The sequence below is a fragment of the Tepidibacter sp. Z1-5 genome (assembly GCF_037844525.1).
In the GTDB taxonomy this organism is placed as follows: domain Bacteria; phylum Bacillota; class Clostridia; order Peptostreptococcales; family Peptostreptococcaceae; genus Tepidibacter_A.
Genome location: NZ_JBBMMD010000005.1, coordinates 1 through 18,185, shown reverse-complemented (window position 1 = coordinate 18,185; position 18,185 = coordinate 1). Strand labels below are relative to the sequence as shown.

At 27.3% G+C, this 18,185-nt stretch carries 21 protein-coding genes and 1 riboswitch; of the genes, 9 read left to right on the top strand and 12 right to left on the bottom strand.

Annotated features, from left to right (window positions below; genetic code table 11):
* Nucleotides 1–103 precede the first annotated feature (103 nt).
* Complete coding sequence (gene cotE, locus WJW32_RS01355; protein WP_340253872.1) at nt 104–670, top strand: outer spore coat protein CotE; 567 nt, start codon at nt 104–106, stop codon at nt 668–670.
* Between the two features lie 20 nt (nt 671–690).
* On the opposite strand, the gene WJW32_RS01350 is transcribed toward cotE, so the two are convergent.
* From WJW32_RS01350 to WJW32_RS01310, 9 genes are all read right to left on the bottom strand, one after another.
* Nucleotides 691–1,644 carry a DnaB-like helicase C-terminal domain-containing protein gene (locus tag WJW32_RS01350; RefSeq protein WP_340253869.1) on the bottom strand — a complete coding sequence of 318 codons (954 nt, stop codon included), beginning with the start codon at nt 1,642–1,644 and terminating at the stop codon, nt 691–693.
* 20 nt (nt 1,645–1,664) lie between these two features.
* On the bottom strand, nt 1,665–3,581 hold the full coding sequence (locus tag WJW32_RS01345) for an AAA family ATPase (protein WP_340253866.1): 1,917 nt from the start codon (nt 3,579–3,581) through the stop codon (nt 1,665–1,667).
* Between the two features lie 112 nt (nt 3,582–3,693).
* The gene (gene hutH / locus WJW32_RS01340) at nt 3,694–5,220 is read right to left on the bottom strand and encodes a histidine ammonia-lyase (RefSeq protein WP_340253863.1); all 1,527 of its coding nucleotides are present in this window, start codon (nt 5,218–5,220) and stop codon (nt 3,694–3,696) included.
* A 380-nt stretch (nt 5,221–5,600) separates the two neighbouring features.
* Nucleotides 5,601–6,602 carry a LacI family DNA-binding transcriptional regulator gene (locus WJW32_RS01335; protein ID WP_340253860.1) on the bottom strand — a complete coding sequence of 334 codons (1,002 nt, stop codon included), beginning with the start codon at nt 6,600–6,602 and terminating at the stop codon, nt 5,601–5,603.
* Between the two features lie 144 nt (nt 6,603–6,746).
* A complete protein-coding gene (locus WJW32_RS01330; RefSeq protein WP_340253857.1) occupies nt 6,747–6,908 on the bottom strand; it encodes a hypothetical protein in 162 nt (53 codons plus the stop codon).
* A gap of 91 nt (nt 6,909–6,999) precedes the next feature.
* Nucleotides 7,000–7,161, bottom strand: coding sequence for a hypothetical protein (locus WJW32_RS01325; RefSeq protein ID WP_340253855.1), 162 nt, complete (start codon nt 7,159–7,161; stop codon nt 7,000–7,002).
* Between the two features lie 63 nt (nt 7,162–7,224).
* Nucleotides 7,225–7,395 (bottom strand): hypothetical protein, encoded by a 171-nt coding sequence (locus WJW32_RS01320; RefSeq protein ID WP_340253852.1) that lies wholly within the window; start codon nt 7,393–7,395, stop codon nt 7,225–7,227.
* 204 nt (nt 7,396–7,599) lie between these two features.
* Nucleotides 7,600–7,815, bottom strand: a complete 216-nt coding sequence (locus tag WJW32_RS01315; protein ID WP_340253850.1) for a hypothetical protein — start codon at nt 7,813–7,815, stop codon at nt 7,600–7,602.
* A 51-nt stretch (nt 7,816–7,866) separates the two neighbouring features.
* Nucleotides 7,867–8,301 (bottom strand): hypothetical protein, encoded by a 435-nt coding sequence (locus tag WJW32_RS01310; protein WP_340253847.1) that lies wholly within the window; start codon nt 8,299–8,301, stop codon nt 7,867–7,869.
* A 163-nt stretch (nt 8,302–8,464) separates the two neighbouring features.
* Between WJW32_RS01310 and acpP the strand changes: the two genes are divergently transcribed.
* The 4 genes from acpP to WJW32_RS01290 all read left to right on the top strand — a co-directional run bounded on the left by acpP (nt 8,465) and on the right by WJW32_RS01290 (nt 12,540).
* The gene (gene acpP / locus WJW32_RS01305) at nt 8,465–8,692 is read left to right on the top strand and encodes an acyl carrier protein (RefSeq protein ID WP_340253844.1); all 228 of its coding nucleotides are present in this window, start codon (nt 8,465–8,467) and stop codon (nt 8,690–8,692) included.
* 220 nt (nt 8,693–8,912) lie between these two features.
* Nucleotides 8,913–9,018: riboswitch (SAM riboswitch) on the top strand.
* Nucleotides 9,019–9,136: 118 nt separating this feature from the next.
* Nucleotides 9,137–10,417 (top strand): O-acetylhomoserine aminocarboxypropyltransferase/cysteine synthase family protein, encoded by a 1,281-nt coding sequence (locus tag WJW32_RS01300; RefSeq protein WP_340253841.1) that lies wholly within the window; start codon nt 9,137–9,139, stop codon nt 10,415–10,417.
* Nucleotides 10,418–10,432: 15 nt separating this feature from the next.
* Nucleotides 10,433–11,641: a homoserine dehydrogenase gene (locus tag WJW32_RS01295; protein WP_340253838.1), complete on the top strand. Its 1,209-nt coding sequence runs from the start codon at nt 10,433–10,435 to the stop codon at nt 11,639–11,641.
* A 14-nt stretch (nt 11,642–11,655) separates the two neighbouring features.
* On the top strand, nt 11,656–12,540 hold the full coding sequence (locus WJW32_RS01290; RefSeq protein ID WP_340253835.1) for a homoserine O-succinyltransferase: 885 nt from the start codon (nt 11,656–11,658) through the stop codon (nt 12,538–12,540).
* A 175-nt stretch (nt 12,541–12,715) separates the two neighbouring features.
* Here the strand turns inward: WJW32_RS01290 and WJW32_RS01285 are convergent, their stop codons facing one another.
* Complete coding sequence (locus tag WJW32_RS01285) at nt 12,716–13,171, bottom strand: Lrp/AsnC family transcriptional regulator (protein ID WP_340253832.1); 456 nt, start codon at nt 13,169–13,171, stop codon at nt 12,716–12,718.
* Nucleotides 13,172–13,310: 139 nt separating this feature from the next.
* Between WJW32_RS01285 and WJW32_RS01280 the strand changes: the two genes are divergently transcribed.
* A complete protein-coding gene (locus WJW32_RS01280) occupies nt 13,311–13,952 on the top strand; it encodes a LysE family transporter (RefSeq protein WP_340253829.1) in 642 nt (213 codons plus the stop codon).
* A 282-nt stretch (nt 13,953–14,234) separates the two neighbouring features.
* Here the strand turns inward: WJW32_RS01280 and WJW32_RS01275 are convergent, their stop codons facing one another.
* A complete protein-coding gene (locus tag WJW32_RS01275) occupies nt 14,235–15,248 on the bottom strand; it encodes a nucleoid-associated protein (RefSeq protein ID WP_340253826.1) in 1,014 nt (337 codons plus the stop codon).
* Nucleotides 15,248–16,162 carry an RluA family pseudouridine synthase gene (locus tag WJW32_RS01270; protein WP_340253823.1) on the bottom strand — a complete coding sequence of 305 codons (915 nt, stop codon included), beginning with the start codon at nt 16,160–16,162 and terminating at the stop codon, nt 15,248–15,250. The genes WJW32_RS01275 and WJW32_RS01270 overlap by 1 nt, the downstream gene beginning before the upstream one ends.
* Nucleotides 16,163–16,286: 124 nt before the next feature.
* Between WJW32_RS01270 and WJW32_RS01265 the strand changes: the two genes are divergently transcribed.
* The 3 genes from WJW32_RS01265 to WJW32_RS01255 form a co-directional block, all read left to right on the top strand.
* A complete protein-coding gene (locus WJW32_RS01265; protein WP_340253820.1) occupies nt 16,287–17,087 on the top strand; it encodes an NAD(+)/NADH kinase in 801 nt (266 codons plus the stop codon).
* A gap of 44 nt (nt 17,088–17,131) precedes the next feature.
* The gene (yfcE, locus tag WJW32_RS01260) at nt 17,132–17,692 is read left to right on the top strand and encodes a phosphodiesterase (RefSeq protein ID WP_340253817.1); all 561 of its coding nucleotides are present in this window, start codon (nt 17,132–17,134) and stop codon (nt 17,690–17,692) included.
* 310 nt (nt 17,693–18,002) lie between these two features.
* Nucleotides 18,003–18,185: hypothetical protein (locus tag WJW32_RS01255; RefSeq protein WP_340253814.1), on the top strand; the 183-nt coding region annotated here is incomplete at its 3' end.

Genomic DNA, 18,185 nt, shown 5'->3' with positions numbered 1-18,185 from the left:
TGCTTTTATCTGAAGCTAAGTTCAAAAAAAATTATTGATTTTGATATCACCTTTTCATTTCAATCTGAATAATATATATAAGTATAGAGAAGGAGGGGGTATTATGGATAATAAGTATAATAAAGAAAAGCGCGTAACAACTATTATCACTAATACAGTTTGCGGTAAAAAGACGCAATTATGTCAAAATACTATAAACTTAGATGTTGATGATATTGTATTACCTACTCAAATTTTAGGTTCAGCTATTAGAAATGCTACTATTGAAGATAGTAAAATCGTTGATATATCCGATGATTTTATGTTAGTGAAGGTTATGGGAGAATTTGAGGTTCACGTTTGGTATGAAGAAAACGACAATACAAATGTAGTAAAAAGCTATGAACAATTTTCACAAGACATATCTATACCAGTTATTGAAGGTGTAGATTATTACAGCAAAAAAATACTACCTAAACTTTCAAAAAAACCAGTATCACTAGGAGCAATGATCATAAATAAATGTGGATGCCCTACTATTTCTATAGAAGTAGAGTATGAAATTAAAATCGAAATAACAGGCGAGGCTCGTCTTAACGTTTTATGTTATTTAGACGAAAAAGAATGTAAATGTGATAATAAAAAATTAGATTTTTGTTTCGATGACGATGATGACGATCATGACGACTAAGAATTAAGAGCATGTAAAATCTACATGCTCTCTTTTATTCTTTCACAACAAAAATAACTATTTTTGTTGTAGTAATATAAATTTTCTATTTTATAATCTAGTCCGCTTCTATTTTTAAGTAGTACAAACTCTATTTTTCTAGGATATTGATTCTTGAACTCATAAGACTTTCTTATTTTTTCAACATCAGTTCCACTTTTGAACTGTTCAGATATATTTTTAAACTGCAAATATCCAACTACATCTGCTACATCCTCTATATCATATGTATCTTTGAAGCTATCATAGCTTGCTTGTTTAAAATATGAATCTCTACTTTGAGATGATATGCATATTATACCTATATCGAGGTTTTTTACTATATCTCTTAATTGACTTAAATTATAATCATTTTTTTCTTTATCAATAATTCTAGCATCTAAAGATTTAATTGCTTGTATATAGTCTATTATTACAATAGGTTTAGTTTTTTTTATTTTTATATGGTTCTCTATTTTATCTTTTATCTGCTTTATTGAAAATTTCGAATCACATTCAACAACATCCATTCTTTCAGATATTTCTTTTTTATATTCATCTACTACCATTTCTAATTCTTCTTTATCTACTTCATCATAAACTAAATTGAACGAATTCATTTTTCTATACTTTCTAGTGTTTAATAAAAATAGTTTTCTGCATAAGCTTCTGTCTATAAGGTCTCTTTGCTTCATTTGATATGAAAAAAACAAAACATCATGTCCTTGAGTACATATATTATCTCCTATTTGATTTAAAAAATCTGTTTTCCCAAAACTGGGCATGGCACCTACAACATAAAGTTGACTTTTTATTCCTCCATCTATTAATATATCTATATTGTCAAACCCTGTAGATACTTTTGATTTCCATCTGTTATATTCATTAGTATTATTTAAAATTTCATCTAAATAAACATTTACTTTCTCATAATTATTTTTAGAACGTCTAGCCATATATCCCCCTTAAATACTCTCTAATTTTTTAAACCTATATTATTTTCCTTTATAGGTTTTATATTAAAATTAAATCCTTTAAACTTAGAAAATAATATATCGTGCTTAATATTATCTGAATTCTTATTAAATATATATTCTATCTTTTCATAAATAATTCTTTTTTTTGTATTACTCTGCTTGTTGAATATATATTTTCTGAGTTTATTATGGGTGAATACATATCTATTTTTAGTACTTTCTAAATCTTCTTTAATAATATTTTTTCTTTCTAATTCATCTAAATAATCTATTAACTCTAACTCTGACTTTCCAGTTATAGCATTTAATATATTTATATTAAAACCTTCTAAAAATACAGATGCTATGTCTAGTATTTTAACTGCTTCACAAGATAAGTCTATTAGAACACTCTTTATCATCTGGGTACCTTTATCCGATATTTTATTCTTATTTTGATTGTTTATATTATCAATAATTTCATTTACAAAGAATATATTCCCTTCACTTTCTTTGTATATTTTATCCGATATTCTTTTATTAAATTTATATTTTAAAATTTTTAATTTAGATATCTCATATACCTGTCTTTGATCAAATCTTTTAAGCTTTATATTTATCAGTTTATCGTTTATAAACATAAAATTTTTAAATTTGTCTATATTTTGTTCATAAGAAGTTCGAGCAGTTGCTATCAAATTTATATTTTCTTGCCTTATAAGCAGTCCCTTTAATAAATTTATACTCGTTTTATCCATCCAATGTATATCATCTACTAATATAACAATTTTTTTGTATGCAGATACTTTCTCAACTATGTTAATAATAGTATTTTTTATTAATTCAAGTTTTAATAAATCTACTTTTTCATCATTGTCATAGTTTATATCAAACACAGAAAATATAGTGTTTATATTTTTTTTCCAAGATTTCGGTATATTTATATTTTGGTCTTTTATTATCTTGTTTAAATTTATAAGTATATCATTCCATGACTTTAATAAGCTTTCTCTTTCTCCTTCATAACAAGTTATATCTATAATATACGAATCTTTTTTGTTAATATTATTTATAAACTCATTTTTAAGTTTTGTTTTTCCTATTCCAAATTCGCCCGTTATAAGTATTGATTTTGAATTTATACCTTTTATGAATTTATTATAATTATCCATCATACATTTCATTTCTTCATCTCTATAATAAAATAAGCTCTGCTTTTTAAATTCTATTTGGCTTATATTTTTTTCATTTATTATCTTTTTATACAACTGATATGTTTTATCATCTGGTTTTATTCCAAGCTCTATATCTAACATTTTTTCTAACTTATAATATAAATTTATTGCCTTATAAAAAGACCCTTTATTATAATATATATTCATCAAAGCTCTGTATGCTCTTTCATCAAATTCATCCTCACTCATAAATGCTTTTGCATATACCAAAGCTTCTTCGTACTTTCTTTTTTTCATCAATAATTTAGTTTTATTATATAATTTATCTATATTCATATCCTTATATTCTTGTCGTTTATTATTTATCCACCAATTAAAATTTTCATTATTTTTTAATATAAGGCCTTTTAAAAATTCACATTTTCCATTTTCAAAATATACATCTTCTTTATTTAAAAAATCATTTAAATCTGTTTTTATATGTATCTGTGTGTTTATACTAACAGTACTTTTTTTAGGAGATATTATTATATCCATATCAAATATCTTTCTTATTTGATACATTGCATTTCTAAGATTTTTCTTTGCAGTACTTTCCTTTGAATCCTCCCACAAAAGATTGACCAGCTCATCTCGGCTAGCTTCTTTGTTTATTGCTAAATAATAAAAGAGTGCTTCCGTTTTTTTATAAGGAAAGCAAATAATATCATTATTTTTAGATACACTATGATTATTAAAAAATTTTATATTTATAATATCCATAAACTATAACCCTCTTTTTATTAATTGTATTTTAGGCATTTCACTTTATATTAGCTATATAATAAATGGCATAGTTTATAAACTATACCATTTATTATTTTTATTAAATATCTTAATTAAGTTTTCCTATCGTTTCTTCTATTTTATCAACTATTATATTTGAAATTATTAAATCTTCACATTTATTTATTTCTTTATACATTATTATATCTTCTTCTATAGTCTTAGTCTTTTCTCTTATAAGTTCATATGCTATACTAGTTCCAATTCCAAGACCTTTATTCTTATTAAGATCTATTCCCTGTACCGCTCCTAGCATTTCCATAGCAAGTACCTTTCTTACATTTCCCATTATTTCTCTAGCTTTTCTAGCAGCTATAGTACCCATAGATACATGATCCTCTTGATTTGCTGATGATGGTATAGAATCAACACTTGCTGGATGCGCTAATACCTTATTTTCAGAAACAAGTGAAGCCGCAGAATATTGTACTATCATAAATCCTGAGTTTAATCCTCCTTTTTTAGTTAAAAATGCAGGAAGTCCTCCTAGTGCAGGATTTACAAGTCTTTCAAGTCTTCTCTCAGATACATTAGCAATCTCTGCTAAGGCTATAGCTAAAAAGTCAAAACTTAAAGCCATAGGCTGTCCGTGGAAGTTTCCTCCTGATATAACCTCTTCTGTATCTGGGAATATAAGAGGATTATCAGTTGCAGCATTTATTTCAATTTCTACCTTTTTCTTTATATAATCAATTGCATCCTTACTAGCTCCATGAATCTGAGGAGTACATCTTAATGTATATGCATCTTGAACTCTAATTTCTCCTTGGGTTGTAGTCATATTGCTATTATTTAGTATATTTAAAATATTTTTAGCTGCATCCATTTGACCTTTATGAGCTCTAACTTCATGTACTTTTTTATCAAAAGCAGTAACTATTCCATTTAAAGCTTCCATAGTAAGTGATGCAGCGACATCTGCAGTCTTTAATAAATTAACTGAATCATATACAGTTAATGCACCAACAGCAGTCATTACCTGAGTTCCATTTATAAGTGCAAGTCCTTCTTTTGATGTAAGTTCTATAGGTTCTATATCAGCTTTCTTTAAAGCCTCTATTCCACTCATTTTTTCACCTTTGTAAATAGCTTCTCCTTCACCGATCATAACTAAAACCATATGAGAAAGTGGTGCTAAATCCCCTGATGCACCAAGTGATCCCTTTTGTGGTATTAATGGGTGAACACCCTCATTTAACATTTTGATAAGAGTATTTAAGGTTTCTAGCCTTATACCTGAATATCCCTTAGCTAGATTGTTTATTCTAAGAAGCATTATAGTTCTTGAAATTTCCTCTTCAAAGCATTCTCCTACTCCACAAGAATGGCTAATTATTAGGTTTCTTTGTAATGTCTTTGTTTCTTCCTTAGTTATAACAACATCAGAAAACTTCCCAAATCCAGTAGTTATTCCATAAACTATCTTTTCCTCATCAACAAACTTATCTACTATATTTCTAGCTTTTATAACTTTTTCCTGTGACTCTTTAGTAAGTTCCACCTTATAGTCATTTCTAGCTACATTAGCAACATCTTCAATAGTTAAACTCTTCCCATCTATGTATACCTTATTCAAAACTATACCCCCTTTTTGGAATTGTCTAAAAATTCATTTTGTTTATAATTGATTCTATATTTACAATCGTTTTCCCTTTATATTTTTGGATAATTTTGCAAATTCACTTTTTTTTTACATTTTACGTGAAACTGTACATTTCACTGTATTACTTTATTTGAGTACAGTAATATATTTTACTCAACCTTCTATTCGACACTAAATGATTAATTTTAGATATTTGATTTACTTTGCAAAATAAATACATTTATTGTATAATATATACAGAGGTGGTATTATGGAAATTCTACTTTTGATTTGTTCTATAGTAGGAACAATAACAGCCACTGTATCAATGGTTAACTTAGAAAAAGTGTACAAAAAAAAGTAGGTTATATAACCTACTTTTTAAGTACACTCTGTCTTTCTACAAGACTATAAGGAAGAAGTGTGTTTTTATTTTCTAAAGCCTCATCATTTATCATCTTAACTATCATTCTAATAGATACAGCTCCCATATCATATATAGGCTGCTTAATAGTAGTCAGAGATGGTCTGTATAGAGATGCTAATTTGATGTCATTATATCCCGATACAGATATATCCTCAGGTACTTTATATCCAGCATCTAATATACAGTTTATAACCCCTACTGCGATTTCATCACGAGATGCAAATACTGCATCTGGTATATTCTTGGACTCAAGAATCTCACTCATAAGATAATATCCAGATTCACTAGTATCATCGCCTTCTTTTATAAGCGTTTCATCAATTTCTATATCTGCTTCTTTTAACGCTTTTTTATATCCTCTATATCTATCTGAATCCATTATGTTGTCTTGTGCAGATGATTTCATAAATGCTATTTTTTTGTTTCCATTTTCTATTAAGTATTTTGTCATATCATAAGATGCTTCAAAATTGTCAATACTTACAGAGTAAACATCAAATTCACTTGCATTCTTGCTTATGTATACAGCCGGTATCTTTGCTTTTTCTATTACATCTACATGATTTTGATTCATCTTCCATGATACAAATATTATACCTGCCACCTGCTTTGATCTTAAAAGATTAATATATTTTAATTCTTCATCAGGTTCTCCATAGCTATTACATAAAATGATATCATAATTATATATCTTACCCACTTCTTCTATTCCATTAAGTAGCTCTCCCATAAAAAAATCAGATATATCAGGAACTATTACTCCTATTAATTGGCTTTTCTTAGTTACTAAGCTTCTAGCTAGAGGATTTGGAACATATCCTGTTTCTTCTATTATTTTTAATACCCTTTGTCTTATTTCATTACTTACAGGCTTCGAATTGTTGATTACCCTTGAAACTGTCGATATAGAAACTCCTGCTCTTTTAGCTACATCCTTTATAGTAATCATTGTATCACTTCCTCTCATACTTTTAATTTTTTCCTTATTTAAAGTTTATATTCTCTATATTTATTAAATATTAATTATATCACTTATTTATATAAAAAACAAAGAGCTAGATTTTAGTCTAGCTCTTTACTTATATTTTTAATATTAATGACAATCAAATTCATTACATGCACAAATTATTAATATTAATATTAAGAATGGGATCCAATCACATATATCTATATCTTCTATACAATCTTGGAATATTAAGAATAAGAAAAATAAAGCTATAATCCACCAACAATCAAAGTCCTTAAAACAACCCATAATCTTACCTCCTTATAATTTTAAAAGATTTTCCTTCTTGATATATACTATGTTTTTAGCTATTGATTTGTTATTATAGTTGATTTAAATATTAGTGACAATCAAATTCGTTACAAGAACAAATTATTAATATCAATATTAAGAATGGGATCCAATCACATATATCAAGATCATCTATACATTCTTGGAATATTAAGAATATGAAAAATAAAGCTATAATCCACCAACAATCAAAATTTTTAAAACAACCCATAATCTTACCTCCTTTTTTATAACTACGATAGCATGTTTATTATGTCAAATGTTTAATTAGCGCCTAGCAGCCGTGATGTCCTCCACAATCGCCATAAGCACATAATATTAATATTAATATTAAGAACGGAATCCAATCACATATATCCAGATCATCTATACAATCTTGGAAGAATATGAATAAAACAAATAAAGCTATAATCCACCAACAATCAAAATCTTTAAAACAACCCATAATCTAACCTCCTTATTTTTTTGAAGGTTATACCTTCTTCTATATACTATGTACTTTGGGTTAATTTGGTTAATGCATATATGTGAAAATTTTGTTTTTGTTTATCAAAATCCGCTTCATGCTAACGCATTAATAATGTCGCCAACGAGTGCTAACAGAATCCGTTGCTCAAAAAAAGAAAAAAAGCTAGTAAAAACTAGCTTTTTAGCATCCAAATCCGCCATCACAACAGCAAAGTAATATGATACCGATTAGTATTATGAATAAGAAGTTATTGTCATCACCACAAAAATCAAAATCGCAACAGCAGAATAATACTAGTAATAATAGTATCCATATAAATCCACAATCGTCATCGTGGCCACAGCCAAATAAATTTCCAAATCCGCCTCTAAATAAATTTCCACTATTTTCACTCATTCTATTACCTCCCATAAATTAATATTAAAGGTTATTTCCTTCTTCTTTATGTTATGAGGTTTCATCTAATTTTGTTACTCTTATAAGAGTTTTTTTTAATTTTTTTTGTATTTCATCTTGGGACAATCTATTGTATGTATTATAATAATTTATATTTTGTTTTAGTTTTTCTTTATTATTGAATCTATTGTTTATAGCTGTTTTTAATTTTTCTAAGGAAACCATTTTATAGTCAATATAGGCTTCAATATATTTATTATTTTCAATACTTGATAGGCCATTTTTTATATTGTCTATTCTTTTTACGTATTCCCCTATATTATTCTGCTTAATACGATTATTATTAAAATCTTCAACTATAAAATTAACCTCTCTTATATATGGATTTATATTTTTAACGTCATTCATTAACTTATTCTGATAGATATTTAAATTCATGCAAAAAAACAGTACGTACAATATAAATATAGCTGTAAATTTTCTCATATATTTCCTCCTTAGTATTACTTTCATTATATTTATATTCATATTTGTACAAGTTATTACAGTTATTTAGCTTAGCTCAAAAAAAATATATTGAAATATTTTTGAACATGTAATAAACTACTATTAAAAATATTAGTTTATTATGTTTTAGGAGGTAAGTAATATGTTTGAAAAAATAAAAGAGATAATAGCAGATCAATTAGGTGTAGATGATATAGATTCTATAACACCATCAACTTCTTTAGTCGCTGATTTAGAAGCTGATTCTCTTGATGCTGTTGAAATAATGATGGCTCTTGAGGATGAATTCGATATTGAAATTCCAGATGAGCAAGCTGAAAATTTCAAAAACATAGGAGATATATGTACTTATATCGAAAATAATAAATAAAAAAGATAAGGGGAATTTCTTCCTCTTATTTTTTTGAATTTTGAAATAAAGTTTATTAAAATGAGCACTATTCAGACTGTTAACAAAATATTGTTAGCAGTCTTTTTTCAAGTTGATTCAATCATAAATATTTTTAAAAAATTTATTTTTTATATTGACATCTTAGAAAATTTCCATTAGAATTGATTTTAAATTAAAAAAATTAAATAATTTTAAGTAACTCTTATCAAGAGTGGCGGAGGGATCAGGCCCTATGAAGCCCAGCAACAGCTAGTATTTACTAGAAATGTGCTAATTCCTGCAGTAATATTACTGAGAGATGAGGGAATAAAGTAGTTATATATAACTATTGTAATCTAACAACCATTTCTCAAAGACTATAGAAATGGTTGTTTTTTTTATTCTTCTCATTTTAAAATTAAAATTTTAAAAGGAGGACTAAAAATGAAAAAAAGTAATTTGAATTTTGAAACACTCTGTGTACAAGGAGGATATAATCCAAAACCAGGAGAACCTAGGATACTACCTATAATACAAAGTACAACATACAAATATGAAGACCCAGATCATGTTGCAGCTTTATTTGACTTAAAGGAAAATGGTCATATGTATTCTAGAATAAGTAATCCAACGGTTGCTGCTTTTGAAGAAAAAATAGCTCTTTTAGAAGGTGGTTCTGGCGCAGTAGCTGTATCATCTGGTCAAAGTGCTACAGCTTTAGCTATTTTAAATATATGTACAAATGGAGATCATATTTTAGCTTCATCTACTTTATACGGCGGTACATTTACTCTTATTTCTTCAACACTTAAAAAATTTGGAATAGAAGTTACATTTATTGATCCTGATTTACCTAAAGAAGCAATATTAAAATATGCAAAAGAAAATACTAAATTAGTTTTTGGTGAAAGCATCGGAAATCCCGGACTTAACATTCTAGATTTTGATAAATTTTCCCAAATAGCTAGAGAAATAAAAGTTCCTTTTATTGTAGATAATACTCTAATTACACCATACCTTTTGAAGCCCCTTGAGCTTGGTGCTAATATAGTAGTTCATTCAGCTACTAAATATATAGATGGTCATGCTTCTAGTGTTGGAGGGGTTATTGTAGATGGTGGAAATTTCGATTGGAGTAGCGGAAAATTCGATGAATTCGTATCACCCGATCCAACCTATAACGGAATTAGTTATGTAGAGAAATTTAATAATCTATCTTATATAACCAAACTTAGAGTTCAACTGCTTAGAGATTTTGGAACTTGTTTAAGTCCTTTCAACTCTTTTCTATTTAATCTTGGAGTTGAAACACTTCACCTTAGAATGCAAAGACATAGTGAAAATGCATTAAAATTGGCTAACTTTTTAGAAAAACACGAAAAGGTAAAATGGGTTAACTATCCTTATCTTAAAAATAGTAAAACTTATGATAATGCAAAAAAATATCTTAAAAAAGGAGCAAGCGGAATTCTAACCTTTGGTATTGAAGGTGGAATTGATGATGCCAAATCTTTTGTGAAGAATTTACAACTTTCTGCACTAGTAATTCATCTTGCAGATACTAGAACTAGTGTACTTCACCCAGCTAGTACAACTCATCGTCAACTAAGTGAGAAAGATCAATTGAATGCAGGCGTTACACCTGATTTGATTAGAGTCTCAGTTGGAATTGAAAGTATAGATGATATAATAAAAGATTTTGATAATGCTTTAAACAATATATAATTCGAGGTGATGTTAATGATTTCAGTAGCTGTTTTAGGAAATGGAGTTGTAGGCTCTGGTGTTTGTGAGCTTATTAATAAAAACAATAATAATATAAAACTATCAAAAATTTTGGTTAAGAATCTAGATAAGCATAAGGATGATAAAAATCATAGTATTATAACAAATAAAATTGAAGATGTTTTTGATGAAAACATAGATATAGTTATAGAGCTAATTGGTGGAATAACCCCAGCTTATGAATATATAAAACAATCTTTAAGAAATAAAAAACACGTTATCACAGCAAACAAAGATTTAATTTCAAGACATGGAGAAGAACTTTTAGAAATTGCTTACGAAAATAATGTAAAACTTTATTTTGAAGCAAGTGTTGGTGGAGGTATACCTATAGTTAAAAATATCAAAAACTACTTAGTAAGTAATGAAATCAAAAGTATAAAAGGCATACTAAACGGAACCACAAATTTCATTTTAACAAAAATGAATAAAGAAAAAACTTCTTACTCTAATGCTTTAAAAACAGCTCAGAATCTTGGATTTGCAGAAGCTGATCCTTCTTCTGATATTAATGGATACGACAGTGCAAGAAAACTTTCGATTCTTTCTACTATAGCTTATGAAAAGAAAGTTTATTGGGAAGATTTTAAGGTTGAAGGAATTTATAATATAACTGAGACGGATATAAAAAAAGCAAATGAGTTAGGAGGAGTTATTAAGCTTTTAGGCATAAGTAATTTCAAAAATGATAAAGTTTATGCAAGTGTTAGACCTGTTATAGTAAATAAAGATTCTGAATTTGCAAAAATAGATGATGAATATAACTCTATTATAGTAGAAGGGGATAGTGTGGGAAAACTTATATTTACAGGAAAAGGTGCTGGAAAACTTCCAACTGCTACAGCAATATACTCAGATATAATAGACTGTATTCAAAATAAAAAAGATTCTTTCTTATTTAACTATGAAAAAGCTCTGATTAAAAATAACTCTAGTGAAAAATGTGATTGGTATATAAAAATCAACTATAAAAACTCACATAAAATCCTAGCTGAATTAACTGAACATTTCAAAAATATAGATTTGGAAATCAATAAAAAAACTAGTCAAATTCTTGTAGTAGTTAAATCTGAATACGAAAAATATATAAATGAAATATTAGACAAATTACTTAAGTTAGAAGAAGTTAATACAATAAATTCTTTAATGGTTTTAAGTGCCTAGAGGAGTGATATAAAATGCCTCTTTTAATACCACAAAATACTTCTTTATACAATATTTTAACTTATGAAGGTATATGTTTAATAAATAAGTATAAATTTAATAAACATATAAAACCGTTAAAAATACTTATTTTAAATTTAATGCCTACAAAATTAGAAACTGAAATTCAACTTCTTCGTGTCCTTGGATTTAGTAATCACTATATAGAAATAACTTTTTTAACAACTAAAACATACATATCTAAAAACACTTCTAAAGAACATTTAGATATGTTTTATAAAACTTTTGATGAAATAAAAGATGAATACTTTGATGGTATGATTATAACTGGAGCTCCAGTTGAACATTTAGATTTTGAAGATGTTGCATATTGGAATGAGTTTAAAAATATAATGGATTATTCATATAAAAATATAAAATCTACCTTTCATATATGCTGGGCAGCCCAAGCAGGACTTTACCATCATTATGGAATTAAGAAATACAGTTTAGATGAAAAAGTTTTTGGTGTTTTTTCTCATAAGTCAAATAATTCATATTCAAAATTATTAAATGGATTTGATGATGAATTTTTTGCTCCACATTCTAGGTACTCATACACAAAAAAGGAGGATGTTGAAGATTTAGATGATCTTGAAATATTATCCGAATCAGATGAGGCTGGAATATATATAATAAAGTCTAAGGATTTTAAAAATATATTCGTAACTGGTCATTCTGAGTATGATTCTTATACTTTATATAATGAGTACAAAAGAGATATTGATAAAAATATAGATGTACAAATTCCTAGAAACTATTTTTTAGATGATAATCCAAATAATAATCCTATTGTCAAATGGAGAGGTCATTCTAATTTGTTATTTTATAACTGGATAAAAATATTGACTTCACTTTAATACATTAATTTTATAAATTATAAAATAAAATCGTAGCTCCTTTGGGAGTTATGTGGGTAATCAAAAACTATCTATAAAAATACCGTAAATGCAACTATATTTTTATAGATAGTTTTAGTTTTATTAAATTTATCAAACCCACTTTTACAAACTCTCTTAAAAAGTATTAAAGTATTTAAAAATCAGAAAAAAATTTCCCCACACTTTCATTTATAGGAACTTCTGAAAATATAATATGAGTAGATGTAGTAGAGTCTAAAGCTGAAATGAAGTCAACGAACTCTTCAATTTCTGAAATAGATTCTACACTTAGCTTTACAAGTACACAAGATGGACCAGCTATCCTATAGCAAAAAACTACACGCGGATGATTATAAATCAATTCTTTAAACTTTTCGAATTTATTATTTCGAAGATCAATTTGAATAATACACTGTATAGATAAACCCAAAGCCTTCTTATTTATTTTTATAGTGTACCCTTCAATTATTCCTCTATCTTCTAATTTTCTTATTCTTTCTGTTACTGAAGGAGGAGATAGATTCACTCTTTTAGATAATTCTCTAATAGATAAGCGACTATCGGTTTGAAGTTCCATTAAAATTTTGATATCTGTATTGTCTATTTTCATTTGATATAAATTACTCCCTTTTTCGTTTTATTTGAAATGACTTCACCTTAAAAATAGTATCAATCATAAAGGAAAAATCATCCTTTTTCTATTATAATATAAGCAGTTTCAGTTATCAATTTTTAGAAAGGGGATTAATATGTCAATTTTTATAACAGGTTTTTTACTTTCACTTTCTTTATGCTTAGATCTAGGGATAGTGAATGTAGCTACAATCAAAAATGGTATAGAAAGGGGATTTGTTCCAGCACTGTTTATTGGATTAGGCGCAGGGGTTGGAGATATGATTTACGCAGTTCTTTCCTTATTCGGACTCTCAATAGTATTAGATAATATTTTCTTTAGATGGTTTTTCTGGATTGGTGGGACTCTAATTCTTTTATATATGTGTTTTAATATGATTAGACTGGTAATAAAACCAAAAGAAATAAATGAACTAATTGAAAATAAAGAAAATATTTCCGTTGCAAGCACTAAGGATTTTTTATATGGAATAGCTTTAGCTTTAGCTTCTCCCTCTTCTATTTTATGGTTCGCTACAATTGGAGGAAGTGTAATTGCTTCTACGAATACGAATGGAAAAAGTTCTATTTCATTATTTTTCATAGGATTTTTTGTTGCTTCTGAAATTTGGTCTACATTCATTGCTTTTTTATCTTCTAGAGGGTCTAGACATATAGGTTTAAAGTTAATGCGTAGTTGTTCTGTATTATCTTCCATCTTATTTTTATATTTTGCTATAAAGATATTTATTGAAGGTTACAACAATTTATTGATGTAGTTAATTTTGAATCTACTCTATCTCAGAAAATACACATTAAAAATGATGCTCGTTGAAATGAGCTACTTTTTTGTTAATATTTTACTGTCAAACTTAGATTGTGGCGTTTGAATATCCGTTAAGAAAGTTCTTTGTGTGACCAACGGGAGTTTATAACTTTTAGGATATTCAATAAGGCACAATCTTTAGTTTAATTAAAATATTGACTATGTAGCGGTATTTCAATGAGCATTATTTTGATCTACACTCTAAATATCTATAAGTGCACTTTTAAAAATATTTTTATTTTTCCTCATAAAACTTTACGTTCTTTATAACTATATCAACGCTTCCATCAGGATTTTTCTTCATTTGATATTTAAGAGCATCATCAAATTCATCCATACTGCCCTTTATCTCAAATCCAGTGTCTGTTTTTATACTCTTCTTTTTAAGTTTTTTCTCAACCCATTTTTTATCTATTGTAAAGTTACTTTCTTCTATACCATCTTCAAACATCTGCTCTTTAAATCCATACTTTAAATCATCATCTTCTACTGTTTTTTCTATGAATTCGTCTATATCAACTTCTTCTTTTTCTTTCAATGTATAAAGCACGTTTTCTCTCATAACTCTCGCTGTTTCTATATCGTCATAAAAACTATTTGCTATCCATTTTTCAGTTGAATCTCTGAATATTTTAGTTTTATCTTTATCATCAAAGATAACACTACATTCGAATAATTTTTTTACAAAGAAGCTTTCATCCTTATAAGCTGATTTTGCAGCTTTTTTATCTAAAATTTCTAAATGATATTCATCATTAACTCCACTTAATCCTACTATTGCAGCAGTTTTTATCTTCTGAGAAGAACTTAAAAGACCTACTTCATGCGGAACTAAATTTATCTTTAACCTCTCTTCTACTACCTCTATTGAGTGAGTATATGACTTTTTGTATTCAAGAGGAAGTATTTCAACATAAGTATCTTCTTTTATAGAATATAAGCATATAGCTAAATCACATGATTCCGTAGATGAGTCTGTCTTCATTTTATCGAATATATATTGTGCAATTTCCTTTGAGTTATCTACGAATGTATTACTGTCATATATTATTTTTTCACATAAATCTTTTAATAAATTCTCATTTTCGTTGAATGTAGCTTTTTTTAAATCATCATCTCTTAATACCTTTTTAGTGTGTTTTTGTAAAAGGTCTTCTATTTCCTTTGTCATTATTCCTTCAAAATCATTTAAAACTGGCATATCAGAATTTTTATCTAATACATGTATTATAAACTTGTGTATTATCATTATTTTTCCCCCTTTAACTTATCTATCAATTCTTTCATATCTGTTGGAATATCAGCCTTAAAATTAAGCTTTTCTTTAGTTCTAGGTTGACTGAATTCTAATTCATATGCATGAAGAGCTTGTCTTTTTATTAAGCTCTCATCAACATATCCATAAAGTTCATCCCCTATTATTCCATATCCCAAATGACTTAAGTGTACTCTTATTTGATGAGTTCTTCCCGTTTCAAGTAATACTTCTACTATTGTAGCATCTTTTAATCTCTCTATAACCTTAAAATGTGATACGGACTTTTGACCTCTTTCATCTACTATTCTTTTTATACTATCTTCTGATTCTCTATATATAGGCTGATCTATAGTTCCAAAGTCTTCTTCTATTACACCTTTTACTATTGCTATATATTTTTTAGTAACCTTATTTTCATTCATATCTTGAGACAATAAATGATGTGCATATGCATTTTTTGCAACTATTAATAAACCAGATGTATTCATATCTAGTCTGTTTACAAATCTTATTCTAGGATTTTCTTTGTTATCCTTTAAGTAAAACATAATTCCATTTGCAATAGTTTTATCTGGATGACTCTTTGTAGGATGTACAACCATATACGGAGGCTTATCTATCATCATAATATCAAAGTCTTCATAAAGTACTTGTGTATCTAAATTTTGAGGTTCAAAATGATTACTTTCTTCATCTATTTTAACTTCTATTAAATCGCCTATTTTAGTTTCATATGAAAGAGTTTGATATTTTGAATTAACTAATATATTTCTATCTTTTTTCATCTTGTTTATGAATCTAACAGACATATTCAATTTATCTAACAAAACCTTTTTTAATGTAAGTTGTTTATCTTGTACTTGATATGATATCAAGTTGTACCTTTGATTTTTTTTATCCAGCAAATTATTCCCTCCTAATATAATAGTCAATAAAAGTATTATATTATTTATATTTTTAATAGGCAAGTTATTAGATTAATGTAATTGTGTTATAATATGTTTAGGGTTAACGAAAGGGAGATTTTATATGAAAAAAATTATAAATATAACTGCTAATTTATCCGTCATCTCTCAGGAAACTGCCAAAATATTAAAATCAAAATTAGAATCTAAGGGGTTTGAAGTTACAGACAAATTAACTTCAAAGGTAGATCTTATAGTGTGCATAGGTGGGGATGGTTCTTTTTTAAGAACAGTTCACGAATATAACTTTACATCTATACCTATTATAGGTATAAATACCGGACATTTAGGATTTTTTCAGGAAATACATCCATGTGAAATAGATGATTTTATAGACTCTTACATAAAAAATGATTATTATATACAAGAAATAAACCCTATAAAATCTTATATATATACAAAAAATAGATGTATTGAATCATTTGCAATAAATGAAATAGTTATAAAAAATAATCTATCAAGAACTATACACTTAAATTTAAGTGTAAATAATAATTTTATAGAAAAATTTAGTGGAGATGGAGTAATAGTATCGACTCCAACTGGTTCTACTGCATACAATTATTCCTCTGGTGGAAGCATAGTAGACCCTAGTTTGAAATTAATTCAAATAACACCGCTATCTCCTATCAACACTAATGCTTATAGATCTTTTACATCTAGTATTATACTATCTCAGCATTCTGTAGTTGATATAACCCCAGAGTATAGATTTGAAAATTATGTTTTGATAGTACACGATGGTGTTGAACATAAATATAGCGAAACCACTAAAATTATAATAAAATCTTCTGATATTAAAATAAAATTACTTAGATTTAAAAATTATGAATTTTGGAGTAAGGTGTCAGAAAAATTCTTATAATGAATAGGAATTTATAATCGTCTTAAATTTAGGAGGTAATACATATGAAATTAGGAATAATAAGTGATACTCATGGAAGCTTAACTTATTTTGATAAGGCTTTATCTTATTTAAATGACTGCGAGTATATTCTTCACGCAGGAGATGTACTATATCATGGTCCTAGAAACCCACTTCCCGATGGATATAATCCAAAAGAATTAGCAGTTAAAATAAATTCTTTAAATAACTTAATATTTGCAAGCGGAAATTGTGATTCTGATGTTGACCAAATGGTTATAAGTCATCCTATTCAGACACCTTTTGTATTTACTAAGCTTGGTGATTTAAGTGTGCTTATATGCCACGGCTATAGAAAATCAAAAGAAGATATAATAAAGATGGCAAAAGAATATAATGCGGATATATTAATATCTGGTCACACACACGTAAAAGAACTTTACAAGGATGGAGATTTAATAGTTCTTAATCCAGGAAGTACCTCACTTCCTAAGGATGGTACTCATTCAATAGCTATACTAGAAGATAATTTAATAAAACTTGTAGATTTAACGACAGGTGAAGTTTTAAAAGAAATGAATATAAAAAATTCGTCTACTCGCTAACGCGGTGATTCATGTCGCCAACAAGTCTCACGACTCTGTTGCTTAAAAATAGTTGCAAGTATAGTTCTTTCATTAATGTTATCCACGGATTCAAAACTATAAGTTAGCCAAACTTAAAAATGACGCTCATTTAAATGTTAGCTACCTAGATTTCGTACAAACGAAATCTGGGTTATTTTTTTAGGGTCTGTGGGTTATTNAGATTCCAAACACTGTTAGGAATAGGATTATAATAGTTCAAATACTCTCACCTTATCACATTAGAAACCTTAGAACTACTAAGTTTTATGGAATATATGCTTTTCTGTGGATGGTTTTTATAACTCATAATCTTATTGTATTATTTAAAGAAACATTATTAAAAGATACCCAACTAAAAAATATAGGTGTAGGAAATGTAAAAGGATTTGTAAAGCGTACTTTCAATGAAATAATTGTAGATATTCCGACCGTAACTAAACTTGCAAACCTTATTGCTAACGCAATGTGTAAT